Origin of the sequence: Pseudomonas sp. WS 5503 (genome assembly GCF_012985385.1) — a bacterium.
GTDB lineage: Bacteria > Pseudomonadota > Gammaproteobacteria > Pseudomonadales > Pseudomonadaceae > Aquipseudomonas > Aquipseudomonas paracarnis.
In genome coordinates this window covers 365,017-386,679 of sequence record NZ_JAAQWI010000005.1, presented here as the reverse complement: position 1 = coordinate 386,679, position 21,663 = coordinate 365,017, and the positions used below count along the sequence as shown (strand labels likewise).

At 56.7% G+C, this 21,663-nt stretch carries 23 protein-coding genes and 1 tRNA gene; 6 read left to right on the top strand and 18 right to left on the bottom strand.

Translation table 11 applies throughout. The features are described from left to right. Positions 1 to 34: 34 nt before the first annotated feature. From HBO10_RS15955 to HBO10_RS15920, 8 genes are all read right to left on the bottom strand, one after another. Complete coding sequence (locus tag HBO10_RS15955; RefSeq protein ID WP_034128720.1) at positions 35 to 751, bottom strand: hypothetical protein; 717 nt, start codon at positions 749 to 751, stop codon at positions 35 to 37. A gap of 84 nt (positions 752 to 835) precedes the next feature. Further along, positions 836 to 2,089, bottom strand: coding sequence for an aspartate aminotransferase family protein (locus tag HBO10_RS15950; protein WP_034128719.1), 1,254 nt, complete (start codon positions 2,087 to 2,089; stop codon positions 836 to 838). Between the two features lie 109 nt (positions 2,090 to 2,198). Beyond that, positions 2,199 to 3,212, bottom strand: a complete 1,014-nt coding sequence (locus HBO10_RS15945; RefSeq protein ID WP_034128718.1) for a sensor domain-containing diguanylate cyclase — start codon at positions 3,210 to 3,212, stop codon at positions 2,199 to 2,201. A gap of 137 nt (positions 3,213 to 3,349) precedes the next feature. Next, positions 3,350 to 5,248 (bottom strand): alkaline phosphatase D family protein, encoded by a 1,899-nt coding sequence (locus HBO10_RS15940; protein WP_034128045.1) that lies wholly within the window; start codon positions 5,246 to 5,248, stop codon positions 3,350 to 3,352. Positions 5,249 to 5,405: 157 nt separating this feature from the next. Then, positions 5,406 to 5,627, bottom strand: a complete 222-nt coding sequence (locus HBO10_RS15935) for a hypothetical protein (protein WP_127881017.1) — start codon at positions 5,625 to 5,627, stop codon at positions 5,406 to 5,408. A 267-nt stretch (positions 5,628 to 5,894) separates the two neighbouring features. After that, entirely contained in the window at positions 5,895 to 8,138 is a 2,244-nt protein-coding gene (locus HBO10_RS15930) for an ATP-binding protein (protein ID WP_034128044.1), read from the bottom strand. Further along, a complete protein-coding gene (locus HBO10_RS15925) occupies positions 8,135 to 8,749 on the bottom strand; it encodes a biliverdin-producing heme oxygenase (protein WP_034128043.1) in 615 nt (204 codons plus the stop codon). The genes HBO10_RS15930 and HBO10_RS15925 overlap by 4 nt, the downstream gene beginning before the upstream one ends. 212 nt (positions 8,750 to 8,961) lie before the next feature. Further along, positions 8,962 to 9,324: a response regulator gene (locus HBO10_RS15920; RefSeq protein ID WP_003194033.1), complete on the bottom strand. Its 363-nt coding sequence runs from the start codon at positions 9,322 to 9,324 to the stop codon at positions 8,962 to 8,964. 162 nt (positions 9,325 to 9,486) lie between these two features. On the opposite strand from HBO10_RS15920, the gene HBO10_RS15915 reads away from it, so the two are divergent. The 3 genes from HBO10_RS15915 to HBO10_RS15905 all read left to right on the top strand — a co-directional run bounded on the left by HBO10_RS15915 (position 9,487) and on the right by HBO10_RS15905 (position 11,037). After that, positions 9,487 to 9,918, top strand: a complete 432-nt coding sequence (locus HBO10_RS15915) for a VOC family protein (RefSeq protein ID WP_034128042.1) — start codon at positions 9,487 to 9,489, stop codon at positions 9,916 to 9,918. A gap of 30 nt (positions 9,919 to 9,948) precedes the next feature. Further along, positions 9,949 to 10,323, top strand: a complete 375-nt coding sequence (locus HBO10_RS15910; protein WP_034128041.1) for a cytochrome c family protein — start codon at positions 9,949 to 9,951, stop codon at positions 10,321 to 10,323. 201 nt (positions 10,324 to 10,524) lie between these two features. Next, positions 10,525 to 11,037, top strand: coding sequence for a type VI secretion system amidase effector protein Tae4 (locus HBO10_RS15905; protein ID WP_034128040.1), 513 nt, complete (start codon positions 10,525 to 10,527; stop codon positions 11,035 to 11,037). 382 nt (positions 11,038 to 11,419) lie between these two features. Here the strand turns inward: HBO10_RS15905 and HBO10_RS15900 are convergent, their stop codons facing one another. Then, the gene (locus HBO10_RS15900; RefSeq protein ID WP_019817496.1) at positions 11,420 to 11,791 is read right to left on the bottom strand and encodes a PH domain-containing protein; all 372 of its coding nucleotides are present in this window, start codon (positions 11,789 to 11,791) and stop codon (positions 11,420 to 11,422) included. Between the two features lie 156 nt (positions 11,792 to 11,947). On the opposite strand from HBO10_RS15900, the gene HBO10_RS15895 reads away from it, so the two are divergent. Beyond that, positions 11,948 to 12,583: a LysE family translocator gene (locus HBO10_RS15895; protein WP_034128038.1), complete on the top strand. Its 636-nt coding sequence runs from the start codon at positions 11,948 to 11,950 to the stop codon at positions 12,581 to 12,583. 7 nt (positions 12,584 to 12,590) lie between these two features. Here HBO10_RS15895 and HBO10_RS15890 read toward each other — a convergent pair whose 3' ends face one another. From HBO10_RS15890 to HBO10_RS15850, 9 genes are all read right to left on the bottom strand, one after another. Continuing rightward, positions 12,591 to 12,920, bottom strand: coding sequence for a hypothetical protein (locus HBO10_RS15890; RefSeq protein ID WP_034128037.1), 330 nt, complete (start codon positions 12,918 to 12,920; stop codon positions 12,591 to 12,593). Between the two features lie 338 nt (positions 12,921 to 13,258). Beyond that, positions 13,259 to 13,468, bottom strand: a complete 210-nt coding sequence (locus HBO10_RS15885) for a hypothetical protein (RefSeq protein WP_034128036.1) — start codon at positions 13,466 to 13,468, stop codon at positions 13,259 to 13,261. 196 nt (positions 13,469 to 13,664) lie between these two features. Continuing rightward, positions 13,665 to 14,066 carry a hypothetical protein gene (locus tag HBO10_RS15880; protein ID WP_034128035.1) on the bottom strand — a complete coding sequence of 134 codons (402 nt, stop codon included), beginning with the start codon at positions 14,064 to 14,066 and terminating at the stop codon, positions 13,665 to 13,667. Beyond that, a complete protein-coding gene (locus HBO10_RS15875; RefSeq protein ID WP_140915248.1) occupies positions 14,050 to 15,444 on the bottom strand; it encodes a hypothetical protein in 1,395 nt (464 codons plus the stop codon). Before HBO10_RS15875 ends, HBO10_RS15880 begins: the two co-directional genes overlap by 17 nt. Positions 15,445 to 15,561: 117 nt before the next feature. Next, entirely contained in the window at positions 15,562 to 15,837 is a 276-nt protein-coding gene (locus tag HBO10_RS15870; protein ID WP_034128033.1) for a hypothetical protein, read from the bottom strand. Beyond that, positions 15,834 to 16,814 (bottom strand): integrase domain-containing protein, encoded by a 981-nt coding sequence (locus tag HBO10_RS15865; RefSeq protein WP_034128032.1) that lies wholly within the window; start codon positions 16,812 to 16,814, stop codon positions 15,834 to 15,836. Before HBO10_RS15865 ends, HBO10_RS15870 begins: the two co-directional genes overlap by 4 nt. Positions 16,815 to 17,102: 288 nt before the next feature. Continuing rightward, positions 17,103 to 17,378, bottom strand: coding sequence for a hypothetical protein (locus tag HBO10_RS15860; protein WP_034128031.1), 276 nt, complete (start codon positions 17,376 to 17,378; stop codon positions 17,103 to 17,105). Positions 17,379 to 17,802: 424 nt separating this feature from the next. Further along, positions 17,803 to 19,131 carry an integrase arm-type DNA-binding domain-containing protein gene (locus HBO10_RS15855; RefSeq protein WP_027605406.1) on the bottom strand — a complete coding sequence of 443 codons (1,329 nt, stop codon included), beginning with the start codon at positions 19,129 to 19,131 and terminating at the stop codon, positions 17,803 to 17,805. A gap of 163 nt (positions 19,132 to 19,294) precedes the next feature. After that, a tRNA-Leu gene (locus HBO10_RS15850) sits at positions 19,295 to 19,379 on the bottom strand. 108 nt (positions 19,380 to 19,487) lie between these two features. Here HBO10_RS15850 and queA point away from each other — a divergent pair. Together queA and tgt are read left to right on the top strand one after the other, a co-directional pair. Further along, the gene (queA, locus tag HBO10_RS15845) at positions 19,488 to 20,537 is read left to right on the top strand and encodes a tRNA preQ1(34) S-adenosylmethionine ribosyltransferase-isomerase QueA (RefSeq protein ID WP_034128030.1); all 1,050 of its coding nucleotides are present in this window, start codon (positions 19,488 to 19,490) and stop codon (positions 20,535 to 20,537) included. Positions 20,538 to 20,542: 5 nt separating this feature from the next. Beyond that, positions 20,543 to 21,658, top strand: a complete 1,116-nt coding sequence (tgt, locus tag HBO10_RS15840; RefSeq protein WP_032803964.1) for a tRNA guanosine(34) transglycosylase Tgt — start codon at positions 20,543 to 20,545, stop codon at positions 21,656 to 21,658. The last annotated feature ends 5 nt before the right edge of the window (positions 21,659 to 21,663 follow it).

Here is a 21,663-nt window from a genome sequence, read left to right as displayed (position 1 = left end):
TGCGCCTTGCACGCGCGCCTGGTTGCGTCAGTACTTACTGGGCGGCGATGGCGTAGCCGTCAAAGGCGCTTTGCTGTTGCAGCGCGGTCACGATGCTCTTGCGCGTGACCGGTTGCTCGGCGCCGCTGTTGTCGATGAAGGTTTCGCTCGCAAGTTCCGCCTCGCTGCCTTCGCCCACAAAGGTGAAACCCAGGAACTCCAGCGCTTCGCGGTCCACATTGAGTTTGGAGCGCGGCGTGCGCAGCGGCAAGGTGACGCTGATGCCATCCTTGCTGATCACAAACACTTCGGTGTCTTTCTTGGCGCGTGCAGCCTTGCCCTTGCCGGCGCTCGGGTTGCTGATGGCCTGGTGCGACTGGTTAAGTACTTTGAGGGCCAGGCCATAGACCAATTCCTGGAACTCGGGATCGTCCTTGAAGCTGGACAGGATGCGGCTGATCGAGAACTGGCTGCTCAGGTGTTCCAGGGCGGCGTTGTCTGCGGCTTCGGCGTCTTTCAATTGCTTGAGCTGGCCCATCAGGTCATAGGCTTTGTCATCGTCGAAGGCATCGTGGGCCTGGCGGATGGCAACGCGTAGCTCGCGGATCTGGTCGCTTTCCTTGGAGGTGTGAAACGCGTCCAGCACCATCTCGCTGATGATCTTGGCGGCTGGCACATGCTGTGAAAGATTGATGGCGTTTTCGTATTCGGCTTTGGCGTACAGGGCGACTACGGATTCTTCGGCGGATTTTTCGGTGTAGGAATCAGACATTAAAATTTCACTGCGTAGTATGCGGAGAGACAAAAAAACGTCGGGCATTTTCAGCGGGTGAGGGGATCAGGTCAAGGCAGCCCGCTATTCGTCCAGCTGTGTGAGGCACGCCTGGAAGATATCCAGGCCTTCCTCCAACACCGCAGGTTCAATGGTCAGCGGGGCCAGCAAGCGCACGATGTGCCGCGACTTGCCGCTGGGCATCAGCAGCAAGCCAGCCTCTCGCGCCAGCTCCAGCAGTTGCGCCAGTTGCTTGGGAGCGGGTGTGCCGTCGGCGTGGGCCAGTTCAATGCCCCGCATGGCGCCGACACCGGTGAGGCGGCCCAGGTAGGGCGACAGTTGCTGCGCGCGCCAGGCTTCATAGCGACCCACAATCGCGGCCTCCTGCGCGACGCCCCAGGCGTGCAGGTTTTTGTCGCTCATCACCTCAAGGGTCGCCAGCGCCGCCGCGCAGGCGACGGGGTTACCGGAGTAGGTGCCGCCCAGGCCGCCTTTGGGCAGGTTGTCCATCAGCGCCTTGCGCCCGACCACCGCCCCCAGCGGCATTCCGCCAGCGATGCTTTTGCCGAGCAGTAGCAGGTCCGGCTCGATGCCCAGGCGAGAGAAGGCGAAACGCTGTCCGGTGCGGCCAAAACCCGACTGGATTTCATCGATGATCAGCAGGATGTTGTGCTGGTCGCAGAAGCGTCGCAAGGCTTGGGCAAACTCAGTGTCCAAGGCTAGAAAACCGCCTTCGCCCTGCACCGGCTCGATGATGAAGCAGGCCACATCGTTTATGTCGATTTCCACGCTGAACAGACGCTCCATCGCCTTCAGCGCGTCGGCGCAGGTCATGCCGTTATCGGTACTGGGGTAGGGCAGGTGATACACAGGGCCGGGCAGTAAGCCGACCTTCTGCTTGTACGGCGCGACCTTGCCATTGAGGTTGAGGGTTGCCAGGGTGCGCCCATGGAAGGCACCGTCGAAGGCGATCACCGCCGTGCGACCAGTGGCACCACGGGCGATCTTCAAAGCGTTCTCTGCCGCTTCTGCACCGCTGTTGGTGAGCATGCCGCTGACGGGGTAACCCACCGGGATAAAGGCGCTGAGGCGTTGCATCAACTCGATGTAGGGCGTATGCGGTGCGGCGTTGAACGCGTAATGGGTGAGCCGGGCCGCTTGCTCGCAAATGGCCGCCACCACGGCCGGGTGGCAATGGCCCAGGTTGAGCACGCCGATACCCCCGACAAAGTCGATGTAACGCTTGCCTGCAGTGTCCCAGACCTCGGCGTTTTTACCGTGACTGAGGCTGATGGGGTGAACGATGGAAATCGACTGGCTGATGCTAGCGTGACTCATGGCTCTGGGACTCGGCAGTGGTGGGCGCAGCGCTATCTAAGCCGCGCGCCCGGCCTTGCCGCAAACGAAATAAAGTCGCCGTGTCATTCCACCTTGGAAGGAGCTGCGACTATTCCGACACCCCATCCTTGCCCGCCGCCTTGGATCGGTACAAGGCTTGATCGGCCCGCGCCATCAGCGCAGCCGGGGACTCGCCCATGCGCCGCTCCACCACGCCCAGGCTCAGGGTAACGTTCAAGGCGCCCACGGGGGCCGCCTCCTTGATTTTATGGCGAATCCTTTCGGCCAACTCTTTGGCCTCGTCCAGGCTGCTTTTGGGCAGCACCACCATAAACTCATCGCCGCCCCAGCGCGCCAGCAAGTCGCTTTTGCGTACGCAGGCTTCCAGATGTTCCACTACCCGTATCAGGGTCTGGTCGCCGACGCCATGGCCGTATTGGTCATTGATCGGCTTGAAGTCATCGACATCCATGGCCACCAGTGCCAGGGGCAGGCGGAAGCGTTCGGCGCGGTCGCATTCCTCCAGCAGCACTTTTTCCAGGCGGTACCGGTTGGCGATGCGCGTCAGGGCGTCCCGCTCGGCCAAAGAGCGGTTTTCGTCCAGTTGCAATTGCAGTTGCTGGTTGACGCGCGACAACTCAAGCGTGCGCTCCGCGACCAGCGCTTCCAGAGACTGGTTGCGCTTTTGCAACTGTTCGATGGAGCATTTGCGCGTATGGATATCGCGGTGTGCGCCGACCATGCGCGCCACTGAACCGTCGGGGTTGCGGGCAATGACGTAGCCGCGGTCCTCGATCCAGAGGTACGTACCGTCTTTTTTGCGACAACGGTATTCGGCCCGGTAATGAGCGGCGCGTAGGCTGATGTAGTCATCGAACACCGTCATCACGCGAGGGTAATCCTCGGGGTGGATCACGTTCTCCCAGGTGAAGACGCTGTTTTCCAGGGAGTGGTGGGAGTAGCCAAGCATTTCGTACCAGCCGGGATTGCGGTAGACGAAGCCGGTATTGGCATTCCAGTCCCAGATGCCATCACTGACCAACTCCATGATGGCGTGCAACAGGTCGACGTTAAGGTCGGAAACCTCATGGCGTAGCGGTTCTTTGCCGGATGTATCGTCCATCTGCACGCTTCCTGCGGGGGCTGGCGCCCAAGGCCAGTCATGGTTGACGCCGATACTCCGTGGCTGGCGCTACTGTACATCGGCGCTTGCGCGCTTTGAATAGGGCAGGTGTGCTGCTTTTGACGAGTGGCGAAACGCTATTTTTCTGGCGCCATCATCTTTGTTCGAGGCTTCCCATCCGCGTTGTGCTGGTAAATGGCTTGCGGTTGGCCCTGCTCATTGAAAAACACCTGGCCAATGCCCGCCGAGTTCCACAGCCGCTCACCCGCTTCGGCGTGCTCTGGAATATAGGGCACCACCTGCATGGTGCGGCGGCGGGTAAACCAGTTAAGCGGCGAACGCGGGGAGTAGAGCCAGCGGTTGAGGCGGTCGAACCATTCCAGCAGGCGCGGCGGGAACTCGTTCTTGATGCCGCTGCTGGTGATTTGCCAGATATTGGGGCCGCCGTTGCGGTGGCGGATCAGCACTTGGTAGACAAACGAGTAATGCACATCACCGGAAAGGATCACGTAGTTACCCGGCGTGCGCGAGTGGCGGAAGATATTCAAAATCACTTGGGCAGCGCCGCGGTGGGCCATCCAGTTCTCGGCGTCCACCAGCAGTGGGAAGCCACACCAGCTGAAAACCTTCTGCACCGTCTCGATCAGCTTGACGCCAAAGACCGGCGCGGGCGAGACAATGATGGCTGACGGGTGGTCCAGTAGCGCTTGTTGCAGTTCGCTCAAGGCTTCCCAGTCCAGCAGGCCGGAAGGTTGCTTGAGGGTGAACTCGCTGCGCCAGCGTCGGGTGCGGGTGTCGAGTACCACCAGCGCCGGGGTGGTGGGCAATACGTAGTGCCACTGCTGGAATTTCAGCAGCGTGGTGACTAGCTCATCCTGCTGTGTGGCGTCCAGGTGGTTGTCTTGCGCCTGGTTGGCAAGTGCCTGGGTTTGGCTCACCAGTTCGCCAAACACCTCGGGCTGGTTGCCCCAGCCCTGGCATAAAAGATAGGCCATCAACGCATTACCGATGATGCGTTTGGAGAAGGGATGGCCGTAGGCAGTTTCTTCCCATTGGGCGCTGAGGTTCCAGTCATCGGTGATGTCGTGATCATCAAAGATCATCAGGGTCGAGAGGTGGGCGAATACCCGGGCGACCCCTGGAAGGCCACTGCGAAATTGATCGATCTGTATCTGTTCGCGGGCATAGCGCTGCTGTTCTTGCGCGCTCAGTTGCGGCGGTTGGGGGGAGATCAGTGTCCACGGTGTGGGCGACCAGGCCAGCAGGTACATGGCGATCACTTCGGCAAAGGTCACCAGGTGATTATCGGCGGTGCTGCTGGTGAAAATCGGTTTCTTCACGCCGCCGAAAAAGCGCTCACGCAAGGTCTCGTTACTGTCCAGCGCGGGGAGCAGGTCGGCGCGATGGTAATAGCTGGCGCGATGCCCGTAGAGGGCGGCACTGTCGTCAACCACGGCCCCTTCCAGGTATTCGTCGAACAGGCCCAGGCGCGCGATTAATTCATGAATTGCCCGCAGCATGGGCCCCGCGACGTCGTCGGCGTAGACCTGGTCGCCGCTCATCATCAGCAAGGCGGGGCGTTGTGCCACGGTGGGAGCTTGCGCCAGCAGACGATCAATGCACAGCAACCCGTCATCAGCGCGATGGTGAGGCTTGCGGCAGGAGCCGTGGACCAGTTGGTGGATGCGCCCATGCACGACGAAATCGGGCAGCGTGGCGCCTGCGTACAGCAGATGGGGTGCCCACTGGGCTATTCCGCAGCCGTCAATAAACAGGTCATAGTGGATGTTTACATCCAGAGGCAGGGCGTCAGTCAGGGGCACATCGATCAAGTGGATAAACGAATGGCGCCCGACGGGAACGATCTGACAATGTGCATGAAGGTGAATATCCAGCGTTGATCCCTGAGCGTGCTGCAGCCTCATAACCAGCTTCAGTTCCCGGCTCGCCACCAGCCATAGCACCACACGCTTTGGTTCCAGGCGGCGCAGCAACGGGCCGGCAAGTACGGGGGGAAGTGACTGCAGTTCAGGCATGACGCGATCGGCTCACTAATAAGACAAGCACTCAGTATAACGCTGAAAATGTCGGCATTTCGTCAACGAACGTCAGGCAGTAATACGTTGTGGCTATTAATGAATAAGCAGCGCCCTGGGCGCTACTTATTTAGTAGTTGCGCTTAAGTAAGTTTACTCAAAGAACATGGCCTTTGCCGAGACTGTCCAAGCCACCACCATTACGTCTGCCGCCTCTGTCTGCGGTGACCCCATTGTCATTAATCGAATTATCGGGAGCGATTTGATCGAGGCTTCGTTTCGAGCGTGAGTTGACCTTCTCGCTGGCTTGGGTGTCTTGGTCGGGGGCGGATTGGGAAATGTAAGTATTGACGGGATTAAAGCCGATAGAATTGAACACGGTAACGCCTCACTATTAATGGCATGGTTTACATGGCATGTTCTTCCCTGTAACAGTGCTCGGCGTAAGTTAGTGGGGTTCGGTGTTTTTTGCGAGGTGTTCTATGTTTCTGTTTGTGATGGGTGAGTTGGTTTTATTGTTGGATTTTGGTTGTTTTATTTTGAAACTTTGTTAAAGAAATGCAATGTTGTATGAATATATGTTTGGTTTTCCGTTCTCGGTTATGGGGCAGCAGGGGCAATATGGTTGCCCCTGCCAGCAAATGGCTCAGTTGTTTGCCTCAATCGTCACCTTCGGCACGGTAAATCGAAACTCGCTGCCCTGACCCTGCTTGCTCTCGGCTTCGATCCTGCCGCCATGCGCCTTAACGATGCCTTGAGTGATATACAGCCCCAGCCCGCTGCCGGTGGGGTTGTTTTCAGTTTGGGTCCAATAGCGATCGAACACATGGGGCAAATCGTCCGGCGCAATGCCCTCACCGGAGTCGCGCACCGAAAATACAATCTCCTCGCCGGCGCTCATGGCGCTGATGCCGATGTTGCCCTGGCGCGGAGTGAACTTGATCGCATTGCCGATCAGGTTCGACAGCACCTGGAACAAGCGCTCCGGGTCGGCCTTGATTTGCAGGCCAGGCTCGACATTGAACGACAGGTCGATGCCCTTTTCCGAGGCCAGGGGCGCCAGCAGCGAATACGCCTCTTCAAAAATCTGGCTGACGTCCAGCGCCACCGGCTTGACCACATAGCGCCCGGCTTCGATTTTCGAGGTGTCGAGCAAGTCTTCCAGCAACACGTTCATGCGCCCGGCAGCCTGTTGCATGGTGTCAATGGCGGAAGAAATGCGCCGTGAAGTGTGGGGGCCATCGGAGCTGAAGGCTTTTTGCATCATGCCGCAGAGCATGGAGATGACGGTCATGGGGTTGCGCAGGTCGTGGGAAACCACCGCGACCAGCTCGTCCCGCGCACGCACCGCTTGTTGCTCGCGCAGCACTTGGCGGGACAGGTCATTCTCCAGGGCCGAGCGGCGCAAATCGTTGGCGGCAAACAGGTCGCCATGGCTCCACTTGGTGGAGATACCAGCCATTTCCACTTTCCAGATTTCAAACGAGGTGCGTGGGCGAAGGCGCATGCCCGCGTCGCAGGTTTCCAGATTCAGCGGCTTCTGCGGGTCGCCACTCCAGTGGATGTTCTCTTTGACTTCCGGGCGAAACCACAGCACCCCGTTATCCACAGGCTTGGGCAAGCTCATGGCGAGCACGCCGCTGGCCACGCTCTGGTATTCGGCGGCCGGCGGATAAACCGAGGCCAGGTTATGGCTGGAAAATACCGGTGCGCCGTCGCCCTGCAACCACTTGTGCAGCGCGCGTATCTGCGCCGGTTCCGGGCAGTTGCCGTAGCGGTGTAATTGCTTGTCTTCGATGATCGCCACGCCGCCGGAGAGGGTCAGGTCCATCAGCAGTCGGCCTTGCTGGGCCAAGCCGTCGAATACGTTATTGGCAGAGGCTTTCATCGCCCGATCCAGCAGCGCCAGCGCTTCGACTTTCTCGTCGCGCTGGCGGCTCAGCTCCAGGGCCTCCATGGCACTGATCTGCAATGACAGCACCTGGCCGATGGTCTGGCAGGCCATGCGCAGGTCGTTGGGCACCAGCAGCGGCTCACGGTTGCCGCAACTGATCAGGCCCCAGAGTTTGTCGCCCTTCATCAGTGAAATACTCATGGACGACAACACGCCCATGTTCTGCATGTACTGGCAGTGAATCGGCGACACGCTGCGCAGGGTGGCGAAGCTCAGGTCCAGAGGCTGCCCGGTGTCCGGGCGCAATTTGGGCACCAGCGGTACCGGTTCGTAGGATGCATTCGGGATGATCCGTAGCCAGTTGGTGCGATACAGTTCGCGAGCCTGCTCGGGGATGTCGGACGCGGGGAAGAACAGCCCGTTGAACAATTCCATGGACGGCGCCGAGGCCTCGGCGATCACCTGACCATGGCCTTCCTCTTCGAAGCGATAGATGAGCACCCGGTCATAACCGGTCATGGCCTGGATTTCGTTGACGGTGATGGCGTAGAGCGCCTCCAAGGTCTTTGCCGATTGCAGGCGGTGCAGCATCTTGCCCAGGTCGCTGGTGCGGCCACTGTGCGCTCGGGGTTTGAAATCCTTGAGCCGTGGTTCGAATTCCAGCACTAACACGCCCTGATGGCGATGCAACAGGCCTTCGAACTGCTCACCCTTGAAGGTTATCAGCAGGGGCGGCGAGTCCAGGAATGCGCTGTCCTCGGCCATGGTTTGCACGGCCCGGGCGTACTCCTCGCCAATCAATCTGTGCAACGGTTGATCCAACAGCGCCTCGGGGGCGTGGCCGAACAGCGTACCGACGTTGGCACTTACCTGAATGATGTTCAGGCCAGGTTCCGACAAGGTCAGCAGCACGCCGTGGGGCTGGATGGCCCCCGGAAAACGAATGGGTTCGTCGGCGCAGTTGGCAAGCAGCTCTTCAAAATCTTCGGGTTTCATAGCAATACCTCCTGGCTGTCGAGCCATTGCTCAAAGCCGCTGAATGTCGAGCGGGCCGCCATCACCGCGCGCACGGCGGCATCTGTATCCAGTGGCTGACGGCCCAGATAATCGAGGAAATCTTTCCAGCGCCGTCCGGTCTCGGCGCCGTATACATTGAGAAAGGCACCGCCGTTGTCGGCGTTCACATCCAGGCGCAGGGCTATTTCCCGGCGCAGCACTTGGCCGCCCAGGGTTGCGCCTTCCAGCACGTACAGGGCGCCGAGGCACGCAGCCGGTGTGTCTAATACGGGGAGCTGGGTACAGCGAGGCAGGTCATGGATGGCGTGCTCAGTCAGGCCGAGCGCGTGCAGGTCATGGACCAGGGTTGGCGTTTTCACACGCAACGCAGACTCATATCCGTCGGGAATCAAACCGCAGTCATACAGCGCCGCTTCCATTGGCTGATAAAAGCCGTAGTACGCCTGCAGCAAGCGCCGATACCACTGGGCATCCAGGCGCTCGGAAAAAAACGGCAGGCGCTGTTCCAACGCCACATGCAGCAGGCCCGTGCCCGTGCGCAACGTTTCCAACAAGGAGGGCGCACTAACGTCATGGGCCTGTGAATGCATTCAATGAGCTCGAACTGTGGGCCTGTCGGCCATGAATGACGCGTGAAAATGGGCGACGATTCTACACGACTCATTGTCGTCAGCTGAACGCAGAAGCGAAAAGGCTGACCAGCGGATCAGAAAAGTCGCTCCCTGCACCTTACATGACCGCAGAACTAGCCCTCAAGTTCGGTTGAAATGATATCGCGCTGCTATCAATCCCGGGACTGGCCCTAGTGCGTCAATGCTGTCTGCACGCACTCAAGCAAGTGGTCGGTACTCCAGGGCTTGGGCAGAAACCGCACGGAACTGCCCAGCTCGGCGGCGATTTTCGTATTACCTGAGGTCAGCACTACCTGTACTTCAGGCCACCGGTGGGCGACGACACGGCTCAAGTCATAACCATTGAGCAAGCCGGGCATTTGAATATCACTGACAATCAAATCCACCGGGTCATCGCCGCGCTCCAGGTAAATCATCCCTTCGTCTGCCGATGCAAACGATGTCACTACCGCACCAAAGTCTTCCAGCACATCCACCATCAACGCCCGAATGATCTCGTCGTCTTCCAATACCAAAATCGATGGCTGAGCCATGATCCTTACTCCACCATCAGGGGTTCAGTAAGGTGGAGTAGGGGTTGGGTATATAGGTTCGATTGGATGTTTTTTAAACGATGGGTGGTCATTTGGCTGCTTGTGAGCCATGGGCACGACAATCCGTTAAGGTGAACGCCACCCTGCCATCCTAGGAATGCCATGTTCGACCGTAACCCACTCGTGCCTGAACTGATCGTCACCCGCCTTGGCGCGAGCCTGGCGTTCTGGATCGAACAGTTAGGTTTCGCTATTGCCTATCAGCGCGCAGAAGAAGGCTTTGCCTACCTCGACCTTAACGGCGCGCAAATCATGCTCGAACAATACGACCCCGAGGCCGGCCAGTGGCTTACCGCACCGTTGCAGCCCCCATTCGGGCGCGGCATCAACCTGCAAATCGATGTGCCCGCCGTAGCACCCATCCTGCAACGGTTGGCGCAGATCGGCTGGCCCTTGTTCCGCGATGTAGAGGACGCCTGGTACCGAGCCGGTGACGTGGAGGCCGGGCAGCGCCAGTTCATCGTGCAAGACCCGGACGGGTATCTGGTGCGTCTGGTGCAGCGGCTGGGAGAAAGGCCGGTCGAACAGGCATAATCCAAGGCAATAGCCGATAGGGAGACGTGAATGAAGTATGTGTTATTGACCCTCGCCCTGACCGTTATCGCCGCACCCGCGTTCGCTGCGGGCGACGCCGAGGCGGGCGGCAAGCTCTTCACCAAGACCTGCGGCGGCTGCCACAGCATTGGTGAGGGTGCGCGGGGTGGTTTTGGCCCGGAACTGAACGGCATCATTGGCCGGCCTGCCGGTACCACTCAGGACTATCAGTATTCGGATGCGATGAAGAACTCGGGCGTGGTGTGGACGCGGGAAAAACTGGCGGCCTACATTGAAGACCCGAAATCGGTGGTCAGTGGCACGCGGATGATCTTCTGGGGGATCAGTGACCAGGAGAAGATTGAAAATATCCTGGCGTATTTGGAGACATTCCAGCCCAAGTGAGATGCCCAGGCTGGCACGCATCACTGCCCTCTGTCCTCTGTAGGAGCGAGCAGCTCGCTCCTACAAAAAAGCACAGTGTGAGCGTTAGCCTGCATCAAAAGCCTACACACAAGTAGGACCGTTCTGATTTGCGCCTGACCTCACCATTATCGGCAAAGCGTTTGCTACGTTCGTGTGAAAAATACGCGATGGAAGCGCTTAATGCTGACGGTCAACTCCCTATGGAAAAACCACCCGGAAATTTTCGGAGACGCCGCCCCTTGTAGAACCAACGGCGCCAAAAATTTCAGTGACCAATGCGCCATTAACCTGGGCGTAGCACTTCGCAGGTCAGGCGCCGACCTGAGCAGATTGAGAGGCGTGCGCTATTGTTGGCAGCATGCCAAGAGTGAGGGCCATGTGCTGGCGGCTGAGGAAATGGCCAAAGCTCTAAATGGCGCGAATATCCCCGGCTTGCAGCGGCCGAAAAAGATAAAACCTGAGGATTTCGAAGAAGTGTTGGCGGGGCAGCAAGGCATTATCTTTTTCAAAGATTTTTGGCGCCGAGGGAATGAGACGTTTGGCAATCGCAGCGGTGACCACATTGACCTTTGGAATGGACGGCGGTTGACGGATTGGCTGAGTTATCCGCGTATCCAGCTGGGATTTACGATTGAGGGGACGTTCTCGGACTATCACGAGTCCAGGGAGATCTGGTTTTGGAAGATCATATGAAATTGGTTAAGGGCGTGGTGTTTGTCGTCGGGGTGGTTGTAGTGGCGCTCGGAGTGTTTAACGGTTTGGTGGTGGTCGTGTCTGCGTATTTTGGGCCGTTTTATCAAGGGGATGCGGATCAGAGCAGGAATTTTGGGCTTTGGTTGGTTGGGAATGGGGTTGTGGTTTTGGGAGCAGCGTTCAGTGGGGCGGTTTGGTATTGCAGGCGTTTGAGTAGGTGGCGGGAATGAAAATGTGTCCGAGTATTAAGTGAATCAGCGGCTGTGATTTTTCCTTAAAGGGCATCGCAGGCAAGCCAGCTCCCACATTTTGAGCGATGTGTATCAGTTGAACCGCAATAAAAAAGACCTTGAAGCATCAAGGTCTTTTTTGTGCCTGTGGATCAACTCAGCAGGTGCTTGGAAATCAGCCGGGAGATTTCCACGATCGAGGTCTTGCCAGTGAATTCGAATTTCACCTTCCCCAACGACGAAAAGTAAATCTCCAACTCCGAATCAAGATCAAACGTCCCGGACGTTTCCACCGAGTACGCCACGATGTTTTTGTACGGCAATGAGGTGAAGTCCTTCTTGCTGCCGGTAATCCCTTGCACGTTCACCGCGATGATGCGTTTGGTGGTGAACACGACGCCGTCGCGCATGGCCTTGTAGGCGTCGACCACTTCTTCGCCGTCCAGCAGCAGGGCCGCTACGCGCTCGGCGTATTCGTCGTTTTGCTTGAGCTTGAAAAAGCCTTTGTTGTTGAAGTCGATCATGTGCCTGTCCTGGGTAGGTGGTGCCGCCGGTGTATGACGTTTTGCTTGCGGATCTGTATCTAACGCCTGGGCCTTCAAGCCCCTAGCATGACGCTCAACACGACCGCGTCGGCGAAGGATTTCACGCTGGCAGCTTAAAAAACCAGGAGCCAATCCATGCCTGATATGTCCAGCTTGCTCGCCTACGGCCTGATTTCACTCGGCATGGTACTGACACCGGGGCCGAACATGATCTACCTCATTTCCCGCTCCATCTGCCAGGGGCGCACGGCCGGGTTGATTTCCCTGGGCGGGGTGGCGCTGGGGTTTGTGGTGTATATGGTGTGCGCGGCGCTGGGTATCACGGCGTTGGTGATGGCGGTGCCGTTTGCCTACGACGCGCTGCGGCTCGGCGGGGCGCTGTATCTGGTGTACCTGGCCTGGCAGGCGGTCAAGCCGGGTGGGCGTTCGCCATTCCAGGTGCGCGACTTGCCCAAGGACAGCCCGCGCAAGTTGGTTACCATGGGGCTGGTCACCAACCTGCTCAATCCCAAAGTGGCGGTGATGTATTTGTCGTTGCTGCCCCAGTTCATCGACCCGAACGGTCATGGCAGTGTGCTGGTGCAATCCCTGGCGCTGGGCTCCCTGCAGATTCTTATCAGCGTGAGCGTCAACGCGGTGATTGCCTGCATGGCGGGTTCCATCGCGGTGTTCTTCGTCATCCGGCCTGGTTGGCAGGTGCTGCAGCGCTGGCTGATGGGGTCGGTATTGATGGGCTTGGCGGTGCGGATGGCGGTGGAAGGGCGCAAGTAAGTCCACGTCACAGGATGGCTTTCAGGTAATCCTTGAGTGCGTGGAGCGGGGCGTCGAGTGTTTCCAGAGTCGGTGCTTCGCGCACGTCCGTTGCGAGCCGCTGCAACTCGCGACCCATGACGGTATCGGCGCCACCCAGGGTGTCGAGTGCCAGAGACAGGCATTCATCGAGCTTCACTTGGATCTCGGCCAGGTTTCCCTGGCGCACCAACAACCCGAACACCTCGCGATCATAGCCCTCCATCACGGGATCATCGCGCAGCAACGGGCTGCCGTCGTCAGTCTCATGCACCAGCTTCAATGCAAACAACGCAACCGCTTCAAGCGTCAACTCCATGGTCCCGCTCCCTCCACTGCCACGCCTGGCACTTTTTTGCAGGCGAAAAAAAAGACCTTGAATTTCAAGGTCTTTCTTTAAGATGGTGCCCGAGGGAGACTCGAATAATAGCATAACTGTATAATTAACATAGTTTTTTGCATGTGTACACTTCCACGTTGTACCGTGAAGTGTACATCCTACCTGCCTCCAATAAGGACTGGTATGGATGGAAGCTTGATAGGATTTCTCCATCCAATTTCCGACGAGCTGTGAATAATATCTACAAAAAACTGGTTACGGATAGACTCCCTGGTCTACCAAAAAATGCCGAACCGACACATGGCGAACTTTCGCGATTAGTCGGGCGTCATGAGCACAGCAAGCGTTATCTTGATGAACTCCTCGTTTCGATCGATCGTGTTCAGGGCGCCCCGAACATTGTCGGCGACGTCCGCCGATCCGCGCATCTCTACCCAGTTCGAAAGCTCCATGATGGCGGCCTCCAGGGCGAGCTGGTTTTCGTTGATCTTAAATAGCAGGGAAGGGAGTAAGTCTGAGTTTGGCATTGTGCAATCCTCCGTGAAATTTTCAGCGTAGCAGGGGGATTACTGACCTCGGTAGGGAGTTGCGCATGGTCGGAAGGACGCCGGGAGGAGGGTGCATCCACAGTCGATTGCTGCCAGTCACGAAGGGCCGCAGTCGACCCACAGCTGCCCTTCGTGGAAACTACCTAACGAATCGAAGTTGTCATTGATTTGGCAGTTAAGCAAGCTCCACTATTGAGCTGGTATAATTAATTCTACCTCGAACCACATATCGCGACTCAACCGTAAGTTTTGCCCCGGTATTGAATATGGCATTAGTAACTATAAATAGGCGTGGCGGCGCTGATCCCATGAACAATCTTGCGATAACAGACTCGCCACTCTCAAACAATTGTTTTTCAATTTCGGCATTGAAAACCAAGCGCTCGAAAATATTGCTATGCCTTTGATACGCGGCGGCGGTGGCTTTCAGCTCAACTTTTTTCGGGGCGTGGCCTCTTTCGTCTAACCATAAGTCAAACCCCTTATCTCCTACCCCTTTTCCCCGGAACTCATAATTGGGGTGCCTAAATTCGGTCAGCAAGTAAAGTTTTGCTCTATCTTCAATTGCACGAGTCATCTTTGCTCTCCTTCTCTTGATCACCTTCTTCGCAGGATGGCGGTTGTTTTGTGTTTATCACAGCCTCTCCAAAATAACAAATCTTGGACTGCTCAAGTTTTCGAGATTCCCAAGGCGCAGTGCTGCATATGCTTGGATTGTCGCGCCGATACTCCGAATCACATGATGTGAAGAAAGGGCACCGCATCCTGACTGGCTGTTTTATCTTGTCATTCTCAACTTTAAAAAATTCAAGAACATAACTAAAGGCGGCTTGAGCTACTCTTCGGCCATAGGTAATATCTGCGTCAAGTTTATGAGGTAGAGATATATCAAACATAAGGTCTCGCATGAATTTATCATCTGGGCCCTCCCGCTCCTGAATAAGGAACCCAACACCATGTTTGTCCATCGCAGCATTTATGGCAGACCCACCCAATCTGGAAAATTCGTTTACCAAATCAATTTCAAAAAACGGATTATCTATCCGGTAAAGGTAGTTTTTCTTCATTAGATTCGCAGTATGCTTGACGGCTCGCGCAAATGGGGAATCTAAAGGCAGCATGTTTTCTATCATGTCAACTTGATCATTCATGACATGCGTATTTGTCTTGAAATGATCGGATGCTTTTTTTGTTATTTCGATATCTGGATCTTTTTGCTCACACTTATTTCTTTCCGACCAATCTAGTAGCCCTGCAAGGTAAGAAGGAGGATCGGGAAGCTGAAGTGAAAATATTGCACAACGCAATATTGTTTCTCTTTCAAGGGTTGGCGATATAAGTGTTGCCAGACCATTAATCAATAGGTATGGATCAATAGGAGCAGATAGGGGCAGCTCTTTCAAATTTCTCAGAAATCTCGACTCTAGCGCAAATGCAATATATTCGACAATTTCATGACAGCCGATTTTTATCTTGAAAACTTTGTCATCAACCTTGCTCACAACATCACAAAGCAGCTTTGTGGACGGATAGTTCTCGTCTCCCTCAATATATGCCGTGTCCTTTTTGCAGGAAATAAAATCCAGATCATCCAAACGAAGGCTTGCTTCTATTTTATTATTCTGTGCTGCCCTAGAATCTAAACGATGTTTATATTGCTTTCGGATGTCGGCAAAATCCTGAATCGGCAAGTGGTCATCTCCGATGCATAAGCCATTATGGTCAATGATGGCCCGAACATTTGACCACAGTATCACGGCGTGTGAGTATGCAGTTACTCCATGAATTGTTGAATTATTGTGTAGATAATGAAGCCACTCGTGGATAAAAAAACCAGTTTGATGTGGAGTTTGAAAGCCTTGAGGTTCTTCCGGATCCGCAAAAGCGGGAAATACAGACTTTAGTCTGATGCATTGGTAATCTGGTGAGTACGTTGCTGCCACCTGAGTAGCCATTCGGTATGCCTCCATTCATTTTATCGCTCTTGGCTTCTGCTTGAGCCAAAGCCGTGAGGTCAAAGATATCAGCTTCATTATGTGAGCGGCTGCCTTTGGCCGTTTTCTGACCTTCGCTTAGGGGGTGAACTGCCAGGATTTTCCTAGACGATGAGTGAGTAATTGCATGGTCAGCAAATAGTAATAGCGCGTCGATTCAGTGCGCTTGTTTAGATGGTGATTCAAAAACCATGCAAGGTGTTTTCTCTGCCAAGTCCATGGGTTGTCGCATTGCCAGCGCTCAGCGATCGCTGTTTGGATAGTCTTCGCCTGACGCAGGTGGCGTTGGCGTGTGGTGTGTGACCCGGTCAAGACGCCCGCCAGGAACAGCTCCATATCGAATGCCGTGTTCATGCTCGACCACCAATGTAAGCCGATACCACGCCGATACGGCCGTGCCCCAGCTCATAGCTGATTTGTACTCGGGCCTCCTGATCGAGGTGTCGGTTGAGCTGATAGCAATGGCCACCGTTGATAGGCGCGGGATGATGGGTGATTTGCTCGTAACGTTCGCACGCATAGGCTGCCCGCAATTCGTGGAAGCCTTTGAGGTTGTACTGATGGAGGATGTCCCGTGCAGGGCCAACGATTCCCTGCAAGAAATCGAGGTAGCGTTCGTTCGGTGCAAGCAGGTTGCGGCTATCGTCGGGCGAGACCTTTTCGGCAAACCTCAGTGCGTCACGAATATGATCATTCTCCCTGATCCAGCGAGGTGCTGACGCGCCTGAACGGCTACCTTTGGTACCGTCCTGGATGTTGATCTTGCCGTATTGTTCGGCCTCATGCTTCAAGCGCGGAAGGTCGGCCAAAATCGCCTCGCGTAAGCGCATGCCTGTGGCTCGGGCCAGCTGCACGATGGCGGCGGCGCGCGGCAGTTGGTGTTCGCAGAGCGCCTCGACGATCCGCTTCACCTGTTCACGATCCTGGCCTTGCGGGGTTGCTGTGCGGACGGTTGTGCGCTGCAGTCCTAAAGCCTTGCTCGGACTCGACACCTTCACATACTGATCACCTCGCAGCGCGGCCATGGTCCGATTCACACTGGATAATCGGTTTTGCGCAGTCGCGATAGAGAGCTCACCTTGTTCAACTTGCTGGCGCAGATACCCGGCGTAGTCCAGCAAGGTCTGCCGATCAATTTGTCGCGCATCGTTAAACCCTGGTCCATCCTCCGACCGACACCAGCGTACAAACGCCTGCCAGCGATCACTGTGCGCCTTGACCGTGCCGTAATGCCCACCGCCGAACATGTCTTTCAACGCCTGCGGCCCGGCGTAGCTCAATTGCCGGCCATAGCCAAAATTGCGCCCATCCCGTTTACCGACCAGCGCCATGATCAAACTCCTCTCGAAGTCAAAACGTTGAAGCTTTTCCCCACGTCATCCCGCCAAGAATGTTGAGTGTTATCAGGGATCAAGGCCCCTGCGACCTGTGAGGGTTGTCCACTAACGCGGGACTGTCGGCTCTTTACGACCGGGAGCTTGGGCATCTCATGATCTGGCCTCCTGAACACCGTTACCGGTGGGCGGGTGGAGGCTGCACTGGCTGACGAGGCCAGTGCCGCGAGATCCTGAGTCAGGTGAAGGCAGTGAAGCGATGACCGGGGCATGCCTGACTGTCAGTCAGGTGCAGTCCATTCCGTAGGCTGCGGCACCATCATCTGCATCGCCGTTGCTGGTGACTTCGGTGTTTGTCACGCCGATTGTCACGAGGGGAAATGCCGCAAAGCCTTGTACGAGATGGGCTGCAGCAGCGGTAGGAGCGCCCGTCTCTTTCCGGAAGAAAGAGACGGGCGCAGGTTGGCGCAATGAAATGGCCAAGCGGATAGGTTGCTGCAGGGCAGCTACGAAGGGGTGTGAGTTGCCGCAGTGGCCACTCTGGTAGAAGTAGGCATCCATCACATCGCTGTGACTGTGCGAGCCGCCGGACGCTCATCGCACTTTGGGAGAACCACCACGGTGTGGCGTAGCCTTAAAGGTTCTGGCTACCTGAGTTGCTGTCAACGACAGCGCTTTGCCCGATCTTTTTTACGCCTGTGGATAATTCGGGTCAAGGCTCGAATTATCCGGAGTTCTGCGGCGGTGGATGAAATTATCCACCGGTGGAAATCCGTGGTTTTCCACAGACGGTTGCGTGGGCTTTAGATTTTTTAAGTGAGGTCCATCCAAGCAGGGCGGCTTCGCAGCCCTGTTTGGGTGGACCCGCGTGGAAGGCTGGGCTGTGGAGATCTCACCGACTTACCAGTGTTGGAATGCGCCACGGTAGTTTTGCAAGGCGATGATGTTGTCGTCGACCGGGTCGAATTGGTGAGGCGTCACGTGATCACTGAGTCGCCGTTGAGTCTGTCTCGATAGGCAACTTTTGGAGGTGATCATCTTTGTGTGCATGGGATGCTGTTAGAGGCGGTGCAGAAGGGCGTGCGAGGAACTGATTAACGCGAGTATCAAATTGATCGCGAAGGTTGGCTGTAATGCCTTCTTTGAGGGCGTCGAGATAGTCTGCATACCACTGCATCATGATCCGACGTTGCGGCAGGTATAGGGCTTGATTGTACTCGCCAGAGATGCCGCCCTCGACGTGAGCCAGCTGGCTTTCGACATGGTCCTTCAGCCAGCCATGTTCTCGCAGCAGCGTGCTTGCGGTATGACGAGTGCCATGGCTGACGAGTCGTCCTTTATAGCCGATCTTGGCGAACACCAGGTTGATCGTGTTTTCACTGATGACTGGCTGCTTTTCACCATTGCCTGGGAATAGATACCGACTGCGGCCAGTGCTTTGGTTCAGTTTGGTAAGCATGGCGATCAATTGATGAGGTAGAGGGCTGACGTAGTCTCTGCGCATCTTCATGCGGGCGGCCGGGATGGTCCATATCCCTTCCTCAAAATCGATTTCCTCCCATTTTGCGTAGCGAACCATGCCGGGGCGGCTCGCTGTCAGAATTGTCATCCATGATGCAATCCTCGCTGGTAGCCGGCTGGTGGTCTTGCTTAAGGCCCGGAGAAACTCAGGTAGTTCGTGTTCGTGCAGATGTGGGTAGTGTTGAGTGGGCGGTGGGGCTATCGCAATGGCATGGAGTTCGGAGGCTGGATTGTGTTCGCACAGGCCGCGTGCAATGGCTTGACTGAAAATCTGTTTCAGCCAGGTCCGGGTCTTGTCCGCAACATTGAAGGCGCCTCGTTTTTCGATGCAGGCCTGCAGTTTTGCGCAGTCGCTTCGCGTGATGAGCTCCAGTTGCTTCTCGCCGAGAGCGGGCAGTAGATCCTTATCGAGATAGTCGCGGATCTTCTTCAGCGTCGCGCTGCTGCGGCCGGAGTCCGATTTGAATTGGTACCAGTACTCCGCGGCTCGCCTGAAGGTGTTGAGCCCGGCCTCCTGCTGGCGCAGTTTGTCATCGCGGCGTTTGGCGCCGGGGTTGGTGCCTTGCTTGAGTAGGTTGCGGCATTCTGCAGCTCGTTCACGGGCTTCCTGCAAGGAGATATGCGGATACACACCCAGTGACATGCGCGCCGCCCGCCCCTGATAGGTGTACCGGAAGTGCCAATACTTGCTGCCGTTGGGTTTCACCAGCAAGGCAAGACCCGAACTATCACTCAACGTGAACGGTCTGTCGGCAGGCTTGGACGCTTTGATTTGCAAGGCGGTCAATGGCATCGCTGTACACCTCCGGTTCTCGAACTGGAATATGTACAGAAAATGTACCAAAAAGAGGCTGGCTTGCAAGAGATGGGGGTGGAACCCTAGAGACCAAAAAGCCCGCAGTTAGCGGGCTCTAGAGGTGTTACGTAGACGCTGGTAGTCGTCTATGTACTGCAAATGGTGCCCCGAGGGAGACTCGAACTCCCACTCCTTTCGAAAACGGATTTTGAATCCGCCGCGTCTACCAATTCCGCCATCAGGGCTCAATGGCGGCGAAGTATAGAGATGAGATTACCGTTGGTCAATCACGTTTCATGGTCTATTTTCACTATTTCCGCTAGACTTCCCGGCCCTGCTAGACGAACCCCATCATGCGCGTTGCTGACTTTACTTTTGAGCTCCCTGATTCGCTGATCGCTCGCCACCCTTTGGCCGAGCGTCGCGCCAGTCGACTGCTGACCCTGGACGGGGTCAGCGGTGCCCTCGCACACCGTCAATTCACTGATTTGCTTGAGCATTTGCGCCCAGGCGATCTGATGGTTTTCAACAATACCCGGGTGATTCCGGCTCGGCTGTTTGGCCAGAAAGCATCCGGCGGCAAGCTGGAAATCCTGGTGGAGCGGGTGCTGGACAGCCACCGCGTGCTCGCCCATGTGCGCTCCAGCAAATCGCCCAAACCGGGGTCGAGCATCTTGATTGAGGGCGGTGGCGAAGCCGAGATGGTCGCGCGCCACGATGCCTTGTTCGAGCTCAAGTTTGCCGAAGAAGTGTTGCCGTTGTTGGAGCGCGTCGGCCATATGCCGTTGCCTCCTTATATAGACCGCCCCGACGAAGACGCGGACCGCGAGCGCTATCAGACCGTGTACTCACAGCGCCTCGGCGCCGTCGCCGCCCCGACTGCCGGGCTGCATTTCGACCAGCCACTGCTGGATGCGATTGCCGCCAAGGGCGTCGACACGGCCTATGTGACCCTGCACGTGGGAGCCGGTACGTTTCAGCCGGTGCGTGTGGATAACATCGAAGACCACCATATGCACAGCGAGTGGCTGGAAGTCAGCCAGGACGTGGTGGATGCGGTGGCGGCGTGCAAGGCACGTGGCGGTCGAGTGGTTGCCGTGGGTACCACCAGTGTGCGTTCGCTGGAGAGTGCAGCGCGTGATGGCGTGCTCAAGCCGTTCAGTGGCGACACCGATATCTTCATTTTTCCAGGGCGACCTTTTCATGTGGTCGATTGCCTGGTCACCAACTTCCATTTGCCGGAATCCACGCTGTTGATGCTGGTGTCGGCATTTGCCGGTTACCCGGAAACCATGGCTGCCTACCAGGCCGCCATTGCTAACGAGTACCGTTTTTTCAGCTACGGTGATGCGATGTTTATCACCCGTAACCCGGCGCCGCGCGGCCCTGAGGACAACTTATGAGTCGTATGTCGTTTGAATTGCTCGCTACGGACGGCAAAGCCCGTCGCGGCCGCCTGACCTTCCCGCGCGGCACTGTGGAGACCCCGGCCTTCATGCCGGTCGGCACCTACGGCACCGTCAAAGGCATGTTGCCCCGCGACATCGTCGCCACCGGTGCCGAGATTATCCTCGGCAATACCTTCCACCTGTGGCTGCGCCCGGGCACGGAAGTGATCAAGAAGCATGGCGACCTGCATGACTTCATGAAGTGGCAAGGCCCGATCCTCACCGACTCTGGTGGTTTCCAGGTGTTCAGCCTGGGTGCCATGCGCAAGATCAAGGAAGAGGGCGTGACCTTCGCCTCGCCGGTCGACGGCGCCAAGGTGTTCATGGGCCCGGAAGAGTCGATGCAGGTACAGCGTGACCTGGGCTCGGACATCGTGATGATTTTCGACGAGTGCACGCCGTACCCGGCCGATGAAGACGTGGCGCGTATCTCCATGGAGCTGTCGCTGCGTTGGGCCCAGCGTTCGAAGAACGCCCATGGCGATAACACGGCGGCGCTGTTCGGTATTGTCCAGGGCGGCATGCATGAAAGCCTGCGCAAACGCTCGCTGGAAGGCCTCGACAAGATCGGCTTCGACGGCCTGGCCATCGGCGGTCTGTCGGTGGGCGAGCCCAAGCACGAAATGATCAAGGTGCTCGATTACCTGCCAGGCCTGATGCCCGCAGACAAACCTCGTTACCTTATGGGCGTTGGCAAACCGGAAGATCTCGTAGAGGGTGTGCGCCGCGGTGTGGACATGTTCGATTGCGTGATGCCAACCCGTAATGCCCGCAATGGGCATCTGTTCATCGATACAGGCGTGCTGAAGATCCGTAACGCGTTCCATCGCCATGATGATTCGCCGCTGGATCCTACCTGTGACTGCTACACCTGCCAGAACTTCTCCCGTGCTTATCTGCACCATCTGGACAAGTGTGGGGAAATGCTGGGTAGCATGTTGAATACCATCCACAATTTGCGTCATTACCAAGTCCTGATGGCTGGTTTGCGCGAGGCTATTCAACAGGGTACATTGGCCGCCTTCGTCGATGCCTTCTATGCCAAGCGTGGCCTCCCTGTGCCGCCCTTGGACTGAGTTTT